This window comes from Litorivivens sp. (assembly GCF_057445395.1).
The window spans coordinates 14,905-26,738 of sequence record NZ_JBVBUV010000025.1; the positions used below are offsets into that span (position 1 = coordinate 14,905).

Here is an 11,834-nt window from a genome sequence, read left to right on the forward strand (position 1 = left end):
AGCGAAGATATTTGGAGTAATTGTTCAAATAATTCAAACTAATAAGTATGCGAGCGTTAACTCTAGAGGCATTGGAAGTGCTCAGCGCGATTGAGCGGGCGGGTAGCTTTGCGGCGGCGGCTGAGCAGCTGCACAAAGTGCCATCGGCGGTTACCTATGCCGTGCAAAAGTTGGAGCAGGAACTGGGTGTGCAGCTGTTTAATAAAGAAGGGCGCCGCGCGGTGATGACTCCGGCTGCGCGGCTACTGGTGGCGCAGGGGCGAGGCTTGTTGGAGGCCGCTGATCGATTGGCAGAGGCCGCGCGTCAGGCGGAGCGGGGATGGGAATCCCAGCTGCGCATCGCAATTGATTCTTTGATCGATTTCGACGTGGTGGCCGATGCTCTAGCGGCCTTTACCGGGCTTGAATCAGGCACCGAAGTGCGGCTCAGCGAAGAGGTGCTGTCCGGTGCCTGGGAAGCGGTGTTGGAGGGGCGGGCTGATCTGGTTGTGGGTGCACCACGTTTGCCAGATGTGCCGGCAGAGCTGGAGGTGCGCTCGCTGATGGTGGTTGAGTTTGTGTTTGCAGTGGCGCCATTTCATCCGCTAGCGCAGCCTTCGCGCCCCCTATCACCCGACGATATTGCGCCATTTCGCGCTATTGTCGTGCGCGACACCGCCCGGCACCGCGCCGTGATGACCCGGCGTGTGTTTCCGTCGCAGCCGATTCTGGCTGTGTCGTCCATTGCCCAGAAAATTGAGCTGCAACGTCGGGGGCTCGGAGTTGGCTACTTGCCGCGTCATTGTATAGAGCGGGAGCTGGCCAGGGGTGAGTTGGTGATGCCGCCAATGCTGAAAACAGATGCTCCGAGCGAGCTGGTACTGGCCTGGAAAAAAGGCCAGAACGGCCGAGCATTGCGCTGGTTTGTGGATTGGTTTCGGACGGCGATGTCCGGATCACTGCCCGCCGCTAAAGCCTGACTGGCGCCACGCCTCATAAACAAAAATACTCACAGCGTTGGACAGATTCAGGCTGCGGCTATCGGTTTTCATCGGTAGGCGGAGAATCTGCTGGCTGGGCAGGGCTGCCAGGAAGTCTGCGGGCAAGCCGCGGCTTTCCGGACCAAAGACTAGGCAATCGCCGGGCTGAAACTGCGCGTCGCTATAAAAGCGGGTGCCTTTGGTGGAGCACGCGAATACTCGCCTTGGCTGTTCGTGCTCAAGATAGCTCGCCCAGTCAGTGTGGGTTTTAACGTCGGCCCACTCGTGATAATCCAGCCCGGCCCGACGCAGTCGCTTGTCATCCAGGGCAAAACCCAGTGGTTTGATCAGATGCAGGCGCATGCCGGTGTTTGCGCACAGCCTGATTATGTTGCCGGTATTGGGTGGGATCTCCGGTTGGTAGAGTACGATATCCAGCATGATCAGGTGCGTGCTCCGAAAATATCTGTGCCAATTCGCACCAGGGTTGACCCTTCGGCAATGGCCGCCGGGAAATCCCGTGACATGCCCATGGATAACGTATCCATTTGTGGGTATTCACCCTGCAAGGACTGAAAACAGGCGCGCACCGCTGCAAAGGTCTGCCGCTGAGCAGCTGTATCGTCCCGCGCGGCGGGAATGGCCATCACACCGCGCAGCATCAAGTTGGGCAGGGTAGCAACCTGCTCGGCCAGGTTCTTCAGTTCGTCGGGCGCTACGCCCGCTTTCTGGGGCTCGCGATCAATATTGACCTGCAAGCAGACATTCAGTGCTGGCAGTGTGCTCGGGCGCTGATCGTTTAGGCGCTGCGCGATCTTGAGTCGGTCAACGGTATGGGCCCAGTGAAAATGCTCGGCGACGAGCCGGGTCTTGTTTGATTGCAGCGGGCCGATGCAGTGCCATTGCAGCGGCAGATCCTGTAACTCGAGCTGCTTGTCGACGGCTTCCTGAATATAATTTTCGCCGATATTGGTGAGCCCTGCGCTTGCAGCCACGCGAATAGCTGCCGCCGGGCGGGTCTTGCTGACCGCAAGTACGGTAATATCATTGGGGTCGCGGCCGCATTCTTGTGCAATAAGGCGGATGCGCTGGCGCAGCTCTGCTATATTGCGGTTAATCAAAGCTTCGTCGATCATGTCGGGTAGCTCGTACTCCTACGCTCAAACCGTGCGCGCTGTTTTCCAGCGCCGATGAATAACAAGGAAAAGCATGGATATTACAGAATTACTGGCCTTCAGCGCTAAGCAAAATGCCTCTGATTTGCACCTTTCTGCCGGTTTACCGCCCATGATACGGGTTGATGGCGATGTGCGGCGGATCAATCTGCCGCCCTTGGAACACAAAGACGTTCATAGCCTGATCTATGAAATCATGAGTGACAAGCAGCGTCGCGACTTTGAGGAATACCTGGAAACTGACTTTTCATTCGAGGTGCCCGGTGTTGCCCGTTTTCGGGTAAACGCTTTTAATCAGAACCGTGGCGCTGGCGCGGTCTTTAGAACCATTCCCTCCAAGGTGTTGACCATGGACGAATTGGGCATGGGTGATGTGTTCAAGAAAATCTCAAGCTATGCCCGAGGGATTGTGCTGGTGACTGGGCCGACCGGCTCTGGTAAATCCACAACCCTTGCGGCGATGATGGACTTTATCAACGACACCCGCTTTGAGCATATTCTGACCATTGAAGACCCCATCGAATTTGTACACGAGTCGAAGAAATGTCTGGTCAATCAGCGTGAAGTGCATCGTGACACCCACGGCTTCAGTGAGGCGCTGCGCTCGGCCCTGCGGGAAGATCCGGACATTATTCTGGTGGGCGAGATGCGGGATCTGGAAACCATCCGCCTGGCATTGACCGCGGCCGAAACCGGTCACTTGGTGTTTGGTACCTTGCACACCACTTCAGCGGCCAAAACCATTGACCGGGTTGTCGACGTCTTTCCGGCCGAAGAGAAGTCGATTGTTCGCTCGATGCTGTCTGAATCGCTGCAGGCCGTTATTTCGCAAACCCTGCTCAAAAAGCAGGGCGGTGGTCGGGTGGCAGCCCACGAAATCATGTTGGGCACCCCCGCGATTCGGAACCTGATTCGGGAAGACAAGGTGGCGCAGATGTATTCGTCTATTCAGACCGGTGGCGACCTTGGCATGCAGACCATGGACCAGTGTCTGGAGGCTCTGTTTAAACGCAAAGTGATCAGCCGTGATGCGGCAAAAGCGAAAGCGCGGTTCCCCGAAAACTTCTGAGCCTGAGGTTACGCAGTGATAGTTGAAAAAATGTTGAAGCTGATGGTCGAGAAAGGGGCGTCCGACCTGTTTATCACGGCTGGAGTTCCGCCGTCGATCAAGCTCAACGGCAAAATGATGCCCCTTTCAACTCAGGCCATGTCGCCGGATCAGTCGCGCGAAGTGGTTTTGGGCGTGATGAATGATGCCCAGCGTCGGGAGTTTGCTGAAAAGCGCGAATGCAATTTTGCGATCAGCTCTCGCGGCATAGGCCGCTTCCGGGTGAGCGCTTTCCAGCAGCGCAATTTTGCCGGCATGGTGCTGCGCCGCATTGAAACGCAGATACCCACGATTGATGAATTGGGGCTGCCGGATATTGTCAAAGATCTGGCTATGACCAAGCGCGGCCTGATCATCTTTGTTGGGGCAACCGGTACGGGTAAGTCAACCTCGCTGGCGGCGATGATCGGTCACCGCAATAAGAATTCGCGCGGTCATATTATCTCCATCGAAGATCCGATTGAGTTTATACACAAGCACGATGGCTGTATCGTGACCCAGCGCGAAGTGGGCATTGATACCGAATCCTTTGAAGTAGCGCTGAAAAATACGCTGCGGCAAGCGCCGGATGTCATTCTCATCGGGGAGGTGCGTACCCGCGAGACCATGGAGCACGCAATTGCCTTTGCCGAAACCGGCCACTTGTGCCTGTGTACCTTGCACGCAAACAACGCCAACCAGGCACTGGATCGCATTCAGAACTTTTTCCCGGCCGAACGTCACGGTCAGTTGTGGATGGATTTGTCGCTAAACCTCAAGGCGATGATTGCCCAGCAGCTGATCCCTACCCCGGATGGCGAGAGTCGCCGCGCCTGTATTGAGGTGTTACTGAATTCGCCGTTGGCATCGGATATGATCCGTAAAGGCGAAGTCCATGAGCTGAAAAGCTTGATGGCACGCTCCACAGAGCAGGGCATGCAGACCTTTGATCAGGCCTTGTTCGAGCTCTACAGCGACGGGCAGATCACCTATGAAGATGCCTTGGCACATGCAGACTCCCCCAATGATTTGCGGTTGATGATCAAGATGGGTGGGGCAGATTCGGACCAATTGGGTGAGATGTCGAAACGGCTGTCGCTGATGGATGACGAATCAAATGCGCCGCGGCCGGGTGGCTATAAACGCTAGCGTGATCATTGGCGCGGTCGGATTTACTCAGGTTGGCTGCGCATCCACGATTCCAGAATCAGCCTGGCACTCAGGCTGTCTACCTTCATCTGCTTGAACTGCTTGCTGTGGCGCTGCTCGATGATGTCGCCCTTGGCTTCAAAGCTGCTTAAGCGTTCGTCCCAGAAACCAATGTCGACACCAAAACGGCCGTGAATGCGGTTGCCGAATTTACGTGCACGCTGGCTCAGCTCTGATTCTGTGCCATCCATGTTCAGGGGCAGCCCGACAATCACCAGCTGTGGTTTCCACTCTTGCAGCAGGCCTTCAATTTCTTCCCAGCGGGGAACGCCGTCTTTTGCCATCAACGGTTGCAGGGCGGTCGCGGTGCCGGTCAGTGTCTGTCCGGCGGCGACACCAATCCAGCGTGTGCCGTAATCAAATCCGAGAATCGTTTTCACGCGTGGCCGGTGTAAGGTGCAAGTTTGGCCAGATCGACGCCCATTTTGCGTAGCGCCGCATCCAGCTTTTTATGGTGGGGTACTTCAAACAGAAGGTGGTGATCCGCCGGGACTGTCAGCCACGCGTTTTCCTCGAGTTCGGCTTCCAGTTGCCCGGGGGCCCAGCCGGCGTAGCCCAAAGCGATCAGGTTGTATGGTGGGCCGGCGTTGGTGGCGATATCGCCGAGAATGTCGAGCGAGGTGGTGAGCTGAATATCGCTGCTGATGGCGATTGATTCCTGCCAGCGCTGCGCTGCCGAGCTGTGCAACACAAAACCTCGGTCGGTGTGCAGTGGGCCACCGGCGAATACGGGTTCATTGTGTGGGTACGCGGCATCGGCCAGCGACAACTGATCGAGTACCTCGTCGACCCTAACGTCGAGCGGGTGGTTGACCACAATTCCCATGGCGCCGTCTTTGTCGTGCTCGCAGATGTAGGTCACGCTGCCCGCGAAAAAACCGCTGTTGAGCGCAGGTGTGGCGATCAGGAAGTGGTTTTTGAGGGTGTTTTCACGCATGGGTTCATTATCGCCCAGCTGAAGGGGAACACAAGTGAATATCAACTTTCCGAGGTGAGAGTGCTCTGTTCAAAACGCCAGGTGCGGATGATTTCCAGCACATCGACTTCGCGTCGCAACTCGGGGGGGAAGGGGGCGAAGGGGGCGGCGAGGCGAACAATCCGAATGGCGGCGCTGTCGAGCAGTGGGTGCCCGGATTTCTGCAGGATTTCCACTTTGTCGATACTGCCATCGGGTAGCAGTGCCACCATGAGCCTGAGCGAACCTTCCAGGCCCAGTCGTTTGGCCTGGTCGGGATAGTTGTTGTTGCCGATTGTTTCCACCTCGGTGCGCCAGTGATGCAGGTATTCCGCGTCGATTGATCGGGACGTGGACATGGAGGTGAGGCGCCTAACGCGGGGGCGGTTGGCGTAGGCCTGGCGCTGAATATCCAGCTTGGCTTGCAGGCTGGCAATTTCGCGGCTCAACCGGGTGCTGTCTGCGGGGCCGTCGATCAGCTCCGTCAGCTGTTCTTTTTCCTTATCTTTCTGGGAGGTTTTGCGCTCGGCTGTTGCATTGGAGCTGAGCAGCTTCTGGGTGTCAGCGGCCTGCTTTTGTTTGGCGAGGGTCAGTGTTTCCGGCGACGAATGCAGGGTATCGCGCATCGGTCGCTGTTTATCGGTAGTGATCAGGGCTTTTTCTTCGAGTGTGCCGCTGCCCTGTTGATCGTGCTGGGCCAGAAAATCGGCATTCGGATTGGGGTCTGACTTGAATTTCGCGAGTGTAATTTCCAGTCGCGGGGCTGAGCGCTGGCGCAGTTCTTCCGTGAAACCCACGCCCAGGATAATGGCCGCGTGCAGGGCGACGGCCAGGCAGAAAAAGAAGCCTAGTTTGTCGGGCTGTGGTGAGGCTGTCTGGGCGACGGCATTCATTGTTATCAGTCGGATCCGGTTATGCGGGTGGCGATGGCGTCCATCAGTCGGTCGGCAATACCCGTATTATAAGCCCGGTCTATTTCGCGAATACAGGTGGGGCTGGTGACATTTATTTCGGTCAGATAATCGCCAATGATATCCAAGCCGACAAACAGCAGGCCCTTTTCGCGCAGCACCGGCGCTACCTGACTGGCGATCCATCGATCGCGGTCGCTGATGGGCTGCGCGCGTCCGGTGCCGCCGGCCGCCAGATTGCCGCGGGTTTCGCCTTGGGCGGGAACGCGCGCCAGGCAGTAGTCGACGGGCTCACCATCAATCAGTAGCACCCGTTTATCCCCATCGCGTATTTCAGGGAGGAAGCGCTGCGCCATAACCGTTTCCTGGCCGTGCCGGGTCAGGGTTTCAATGATAACGCCGAGATTGGGATCGCTTGGCCCCACCCGAAAGATCGATGCGCCGCCCATGCCGTCCAAAGGTTTCAGGATTATATCGCCGTGGGTGCGATGGAACTCTCGCAGACGTGCAGCACTGCGCGTGACCACTTGCGGGGGGATGCATTGGGGAAACTGGGCTGCAAACAGCTTCTCGTTACAGTCACGCAGGCTTTGGGGACGGTTGACGACCAGTGCGCCCTGTTTCTCGGCGATTTCCAGTATGTGCGTGGCGTAGAGGAATTCGTTGTCGAACGGGGGGTCCTTGCGCATCAGGATCACGTCCAGGTCTGCCAGTGGCAGATCCTGAGGGTCGCCCAGCGAGTAATAATGCTCAGGGTTTTCGAACACCTGCAGGGGCTGCATGGTGGCGCAGGCCTTGCCATCCGCGACAAACAGCGATTCGGGTGTCATGTACTGCAGTTGCCAGTCGCGGCGACTGGCGGCCCACAGCATGGCTAGGGTGGAGTCTTTTTTGTAGTGGATTCGATCAATGGGATCCATGACTACACCAAGTTTAATCGGCATCTACTTAGGCCTCGCGCTAACTCTGCAGGCTGCGATCATAACCTATTGATTCGAAGGTGGGAAAACACGGTGTTTGTGCGTGCCTGCGGCGGGCAAATTTCCTCGCTGCCAGCGTCAGTTATGGATTAAACCTTGAATCCGTGTTAAACAGGGGAACTGACTTGGACAATAATATAAGCTGTACGTGTGTTGAGTACGCGACCGGCAGTTTTACGGTGAGAATATGGAAGTAAACTTCGAAAACCTCAAAGTCATGGTGATCGACGATAGTAAAACGATTCGTCGCACCGCTGAGACCTTGCTCACAAAGGTGGGTTGTGCGGTAATAACCGCGACCGACGGTTTTGATGCTTTGGCAAAGATTGCCGACACAAAGCCCGACATCATTTTTGTTGATATCATGATGCCGCGCCTGGATGGCTACCAAACCTGTGCCTTGATTAAAAATAATAGTGAATTCAACAAGACACCGGTCATCATGCTGTCAAGCAAGGATGGTCTCTTTGATAAGGCGAAGGGGCGTATTGTTGGATCTGACCAATACCTGACCAAGCCTTTTAGCAAAAACGAATTACTTGAGGCTATTCAGTCCCACGTGGCTGCGGCATAACAATAATAACCTTGCGAATTATGGAGAATTGAGCATGGCTCGCGTTTTGATTGTCGACGATTCGCCGACGGAAACTTACAAAATCTCGCAAATGCTGAGCAAGCACGGCTATGAAGTGCTGACTGCTGAAACTGGGGAAAAGGGTGTTGAAATGGCGCGGGCGGAACTGCCTGACGTGGTATTGATGGATATTGTCATGCCCGGCATGAATGGGTTTCAGGCGACGCGGCAATTGACCAGCGACTCTGCGACCAGCGGCATCCCGGTGATTATTGTAACGACCAAAGACCAGGAGACGGATCGCCTGTGGGGCAAACGTCAGGGAGCCAAGGGCTATCTGACTAAGCCCGTTGACGACAGCACCTTGGTTAGCACCATCAAATCGGTGCTGACTGCCTGACCGGGGGTGAAATGGAATTACCTGCCGATCCCTTTCAGCAATTACTGACCTACGCTAACCGCAGCGTTGCCGTTGCAACAGGTCTGCCGCAACAAACCGAAATAGTTCCTGAATGGACTGGTATCGCGTTTACCCTGTGTGGTGCGCAACTCGTGGCGCCGATGGGTCAGGTCACTGAGATTCTGACAATTCCCGCCCACACCCGTTTACCGTCGGTGCAGGACTGGGTGCGCGGCATCGCCAATGTGCGCGGGCGCCTGCTGCCGTTGATGGATATGGAGGCCTTTCTCGGTGGCACGCTTGGTCGCGACCGCAAAGAGCATCGCGTGCTGGTGTTGGAGCTGGGTGAACTCTACAGCGGCCTGATTGTAAGTAGTGTCCGCGGAATGGAAACCTTTCCGGTGGATTTGTACAGTGCCGGCGTACCTGAAGAAACGCCGGAACCGTTGCTGCCTTACATCGAGGGAGCATATCAGCGCGACGGGGAGCGCTGGTCGGTGTTCAGTCCTGAAAAGCTGATTCAGGACGACAGATTTTATAACGTCGCAGCCTGACCGGGCTGCAATGGGGAATTAGAGAGAGCCACAGTCTAGACGGCCTGGAGTCCGGAGAATGAAATTAAGTAAAGACAGCGGCGTTTCGCGCTTGCGTGCGAATCGCTCCATCAGTTTGTTTATTGTGCTGATGCTGGCCGGCTTTATCGGCGCCGGTATTAACGCCTATATCGTACTGCGCGATGCCAGCTACGATCAGCGTTATCTGGAACTGACCGCGGATCTCAGGCTGTATACGCAGCAGATTGAAACCAGCTCTCGCGAGGCAGCAGCCGGTGACGGTGAGGCTTTTGAGTCGCTGGCCAATGCTCGCGAGCGTTTTGAGCAGGCGCTGACCGTGTTGGAGCGCGGTGCTCGCGATCTGCCGTCACCTCGCGAACTGCTGTCATCCGAGCTCAATGCGCTGGATTCAGACTGGGAGCGGGTTAGTGAGGCAGCGCAAACCATCATTACCAACAAAGAGCGGATCATCTTCCTGCACGAGGTTGCCCTGACGCTCAACGAATCTATTCCGGTACTTCAGCAGGAATACAATAACGTTGTGGAGATTCTGCTGGATCGCAATGCGCCGGCCGATCAGGTGGCTGTGGCCCAGCGCCAATCCTGGCTGGCAGAGCGGATCGCGCGTAACGTAGACCGCATGCTTGATGGTGGGCAGGACGCGCCCATTGCAGCTGACCAGTTCAACATCGACGCGAGCACCTTTGGTACCGTTCTGCGCGGTATGATCGAAGGCAACCCGGCGATGCAGGTCAGCCAGGTTAAAGACCCCGAGGCCCAGCAGAGCTTGCAGGAAATCAGCCAGCTGTTTGAATTCGTGGCAAGCTCCGTTGACGATATCTTCCAGGCCTCACCCAGTTTGCTGGAAGCGACCACCGCTGCAGAATCCATTATTGTTGATGCGCCCAAGGTACAGGAAGCCACCAACAAACTATCGAGCGCCATAGACAACCTGGAAGACAAGCGGCTGCTATCTACCACCACGGCTCTTGGCTTTGTCATTCTTATTCCCATTTCACTGGCGCTTATCGGTATTCAATCGTTCCGCAATACCCAGTTGCGACTGCAGGAAACCGCCCAGACCAATGACCGGAACCAGAGCGCGATCCTGCGACTGCTGGACGAGCTGGCCGATCTGGCAGACGGGGACCTGACCACAACGGCAACGGTATCGGAAGACTTTACCGGCGCCATCGCAGACTCTATCAACTACACCATTGACCAGCTTCGGGTGCTGGTATCACAGATTAACGACACCGCACTGCGCGTATCCGGCGCGGCGCAGAACTCCCAGCAAACCGCACTGACGCTGGCCGAAGCTTCTGAAAACCAGGCGCAGGAAATTGCCGGTGCATCGGCGGCGGTCAATGAAATGGCGGTGACCATCGACCAGGTATCGTCAAACGCCGTCGAGTCCGCCGCGGTTGCGAAGCGCTCGGTATCAATCGCCAACACTGGCGCCGAGATGGTACAGAACACCATCAAAGGCATGGATAACATTCGTGAGCAGATTCAGGAAACCTCGAAGCGGATCAAGCGACTGGGTGAATCCTCGCAGGAGATCGGGGATATCGTATCGTTGATCAACGACATCGCCGACCAGACCAACATCCTCGCATTGAACGCAGCGATTCAGGCCTCGATGGCCGGTGACGCGGGCCGCGGTTTCGCGGTTGTTGCGGACGAGGTTCAGCGCCTTGCGGAACGTTCTTCGGGCGCAACCAAGCAGATTGAAGCACTGGTTAAAACCATCCAGTCAGATACCAACGAAGCCGTTATCTCAATGGAGCAGACCACCACCGAGGTGGTGCGTGGTGCTCGTCTGGCCCAGGACGCTGGTGCGGCTCTGGAAGAGATCGAGAAGGTATCGCAGGAACTGGCGGAATTGATTCAGAACATCTCGAACGCAGCGCGGCAGCAGGCGGCCTCGGCGGGTCACATTTCCAACACGATGCATGTTATTCAGGAGATCACCTCGCAAACTTCTGCAGGTACCACCGAAACGGCACGGTCTATCGGTAATCTCGCAGAGATGACTGACGAATTGCGACGTTCGGTAGCGGGCTTTAAGCTGCCGCAGCAGGCCGAAACCGAACGTTCGGATGCTGAATATGAGAATGACGGTGTGTATGAGGAAGAGGCCTGATATACAGGCGCACTGCCTTCGGGCAGGAGGGTCTGTGGCCACCGCATATGGTCAATGTGAATGATGACGAACTTGGTCGCTGGCAGGCTGTGCTGGAAGCGCAGACAGGCATCAATCTGTCACAGCACCGCCATATACTTCAGAAGGGCCTGCAGCCCTGGCTAGGCAAAGCCGATGGTGAAGAAGCTGACCTGATTTTGCGGCGTGCGGAATCGCAACCGTGGCACGGCAAGGGCAATTGGCTGGTCGACCATCTGGCTGTAAAGGAAACTCGTTTTTACCGCACCCCAGCGGCTTATCGGGTACTTGCACAGTATGTGCAGACCCGCATCGCGGCGGCGCCGGACAAGAAACTGACGCTCGATCTGTGGAGTGCTGGCTGCTCAACCGGTGAGGAAGCCTACACCATGGCGATGGTGACGGCGGATCTGATCGAGGCCAGTGGCGAACGTGTTTACTACGGGGTCATTGGCAGCGATATCAGCAGTGCGGCGATCCGCAGTGCCCGGCAGGCGAGCTTTCATGTGCGTCGTTTGCAGGAGCTGCCGGACAGCCTGAGAACGCGCTATATGGAGTCCGCCGATCGGCTGAATTATCGGGTGCAGCCACAACTGGCATCGCGCGTTTGTTTTTTGCAATCTAACCTGCTGGATCCGCAAAGCACGCCGAGATCCAGCATGGATGTGATTTTTTGCCAGAATGTGCTGGTGTATTTTCGAGGTTGGCGCCAGCGCCAGGTGTTGAATAACCTGGTGCGCAGACTGAAGCCGGGAGGTATTTTGGTCATCGGTGCCAGTGAGGGACGAGGCTGGCAGCATCCGGACCTCGTACGCAAAGCGGGCGAAAATGTGCAGGTTTTCGAGCGTCGTGCGAATGATTAAGAC

At 56.4% G+C, this 11,834-nt stretch carries 14 protein-coding genes; 8 read left to right on the forward strand and 6 right to left on the reverse strand.

What is annotated here, in order from left to right:
* The first annotated feature begins 47 nt into the window (after positions 1-47).
* Positions 48-959, forward strand: a complete 912-nt coding sequence (locus AC222A_RS09300) for a LysR family transcriptional regulator (protein ID WP_372749932.1) — start codon at positions 48-50, stop codon at positions 957-959.
* On the opposite strand, the gene trmL is transcribed toward AC222A_RS09300, so the two are convergent.
* Positions 936-1,400, reverse strand: a complete 465-nt coding sequence (trmL, locus tag AC222A_RS09305; RefSeq protein ID WP_372749931.1) for a tRNA (uridine(34)/cytosine(34)/5-carboxymethylaminomethyluridine(34)-2'-O)-methyltransferase TrmL — start codon at positions 1,398-1,400, stop codon at positions 936-938. The genes AC222A_RS09300 and trmL overlap by 24 nt on opposite strands.
* Positions 1,401-1,402: 2 nt before the next feature.
* Positions 1,403-2,095, reverse strand: a complete 693-nt coding sequence (locus AC222A_RS09310) for a YggS family pyridoxal phosphate-dependent enzyme (protein WP_372749930.1) — start codon at positions 2,093-2,095, stop codon at positions 1,403-1,405.
* Between the two features lie 73 nt (positions 2,096-2,168).
* Between AC222A_RS09310 and AC222A_RS09315 the strand changes: the two genes are divergently transcribed.
* Both AC222A_RS09315 and AC222A_RS09320 read left to right on the forward strand, forming a co-directional pair.
* Positions 2,169-3,203: a type IV pilus twitching motility protein PilT gene (locus tag AC222A_RS09315; RefSeq protein ID WP_372758406.1), complete on the forward strand. Its 1,035-nt coding sequence runs from the start codon at positions 2,169-2,171 to the stop codon at positions 3,201-3,203.
* Positions 3,204-3,218: 15 nt separating this feature from the next.
* The gene (locus AC222A_RS09320) at positions 3,219-4,370 is read left to right on the forward strand and encodes a PilT/PilU family type 4a pilus ATPase (RefSeq protein ID WP_372750021.1); all 1,152 of its coding nucleotides are present in this window, start codon (positions 3,219-3,221) and stop codon (positions 4,368-4,370) included.
* A 23-nt stretch (positions 4,371-4,393) separates the two neighbouring features.
* Here the strand turns inward: AC222A_RS09320 and ruvX are convergent, their stop codons facing one another.
* Genes ruvX through gshB form a run of 4 tightly spaced genes read right to left on the reverse strand, consistent with a single transcriptional unit; the run spans position 4,394 to position 7,240 of the window.
* On the reverse strand, positions 4,394-4,810 hold the full coding sequence (ruvX, locus tag AC222A_RS09325; protein ID WP_372799131.1) for a Holliday junction resolvase RuvX: 417 nt from the start codon (positions 4,808-4,810) through the stop codon (positions 4,394-4,396).
* Entirely contained in the window at positions 4,807-5,367 is a 561-nt protein-coding gene (locus AC222A_RS09330) for a YqgE/AlgH family protein (RefSeq protein ID WP_372750023.1), read from the reverse strand. The genes ruvX and AC222A_RS09330 overlap by 4 nt, the downstream gene beginning before the upstream one ends.
* A 41-nt stretch (positions 5,368-5,408) precedes the next feature.
* Positions 5,409-6,278: an energy transducer TonB gene (locus tag AC222A_RS09335; protein ID WP_372750024.1), complete on the reverse strand. Its 870-nt coding sequence runs from the start codon at positions 6,276-6,278 to the stop codon at positions 5,409-5,411.
* Positions 6,279-6,283: 5 nt separating this feature from the next.
* Positions 6,284-7,240, reverse strand: coding sequence for a glutathione synthase (gshB, locus tag AC222A_RS09340; protein WP_372759062.1), 957 nt, complete (start codon positions 7,238-7,240; stop codon positions 6,284-6,286).
* A 223-nt stretch (positions 7,241-7,463) separates the two neighbouring features.
* Here gshB and pilG point away from each other — a divergent pair, with 223 nt between their 5' ends.
* Genes pilG through AC222A_RS09365 form a run of 5 tightly spaced genes read left to right on the forward strand, consistent with a single transcriptional unit; the run spans position 7,464 to position 11,831 of the window.
* Positions 7,464-7,850, forward strand: a complete 387-nt coding sequence (gene pilG / locus AC222A_RS09345) for a twitching motility response regulator PilG (RefSeq protein WP_372749979.1) — start codon at positions 7,464-7,466, stop codon at positions 7,848-7,850.
* 34 nt (positions 7,851-7,884) lie between these two features.
* A complete protein-coding gene (pilH, locus tag AC222A_RS09350) occupies positions 7,885-8,250 on the forward strand; it encodes a twitching motility response regulator PilH (protein ID WP_372749980.1) in 366 nt (121 codons plus the stop codon).
* An 11-nt stretch (positions 8,251-8,261) separates the two neighbouring features.
* Positions 8,262-8,804, forward strand: coding sequence for a chemotaxis protein CheW (locus AC222A_RS09355; protein ID WP_372749981.1), 543 nt, complete (start codon positions 8,262-8,264; stop codon positions 8,802-8,804).
* A gap of 58 nt (positions 8,805-8,862) precedes the next feature.
* Positions 8,863-10,950, forward strand: coding sequence for a methyl-accepting chemotaxis protein (locus tag AC222A_RS09360; RefSeq protein ID WP_486774889.1), 2,088 nt, complete (start codon positions 8,863-8,865; stop codon positions 10,948-10,950).
* A 47-nt stretch (positions 10,951-10,997) separates the two neighbouring features.
* A complete protein-coding gene (locus AC222A_RS09365; RefSeq protein ID WP_486774890.1) occupies positions 10,998-11,831 on the forward strand; it encodes a CheR family methyltransferase in 834 nt (277 codons plus the stop codon).
* The last annotated feature ends 3 nt before the right edge of the window (positions 11,832-11,834 follow it).

Coding starts and splice junctions, on each gene's coding strand:
- AC222A_RS09300 (WP_372749932.1), top strand. CDS start 48: ATGCGAGCGTTAACTCTAGAGGCATTGGAAGTGCTCAGCGCGATTGAG.
- trmL (WP_372749931.1), bottom strand. CDS start 1,400: ATGCTGGATATCGTACTCTACCAACCGGAGATCCCACCCAATACCGGC.
- AC222A_RS09310 (WP_372749930.1), bottom strand. CDS start 2,095: ATGATCGACGAAGCTTTGATTAACCGCAATATAGCAGAGCTGCGCCAG.
- AC222A_RS09315 (WP_372758406.1), top strand. CDS start 2,169: ATGGATATTACAGAATTACTGGCCTTCAGCGCTAAGCAAAATGCCTCT.
- AC222A_RS09330 (WP_372750023.1), bottom strand. CDS start 5,367: ATGCGTGAAAACACCCTCAAAAACCACTTCCTGATCGCCACACCTGCG.
- AC222A_RS09335 (WP_372750024.1), bottom strand. CDS start 6,278: ATGAATGCCGTCGCCCAGACAGCCTCACCACAGCCCGACAAACTAGGC.
- gshB (WP_372759062.1), bottom strand. CDS start 7,240: ATGCCGATTAAACTTGGTGTAGTCATGGATCCCATTGATCGAATCCAC.
- pilG (WP_372749979.1), top strand. CDS start 7,464: ATGGAAGTAAACTTCGAAAACCTCAAAGTCATGGTGATCGACGATAGT.
- pilH (WP_372749980.1), top strand. CDS start 7,885: ATGGCTCGCGTTTTGATTGTCGACGATTCGCCGACGGAAACTTACAAA.
- AC222A_RS09355 (WP_372749981.1), top strand. CDS start 8,262: ATGGAATTACCTGCCGATCCCTTTCAGCAATTACTGACCTACGCTAAC.
- AC222A_RS09360 (WP_486774889.1), top strand. CDS start 8,863: ATGAAATTAAGTAAAGACAGCGGCGTTTCGCGCTTGCGTGCGAATCGC.
- AC222A_RS09365 (WP_486774890.1), top strand. CDS start 10,998: ATGGTCAATGTGAATGATGACGAACTTGGTCGCTGGCAGGCTGTGCTG.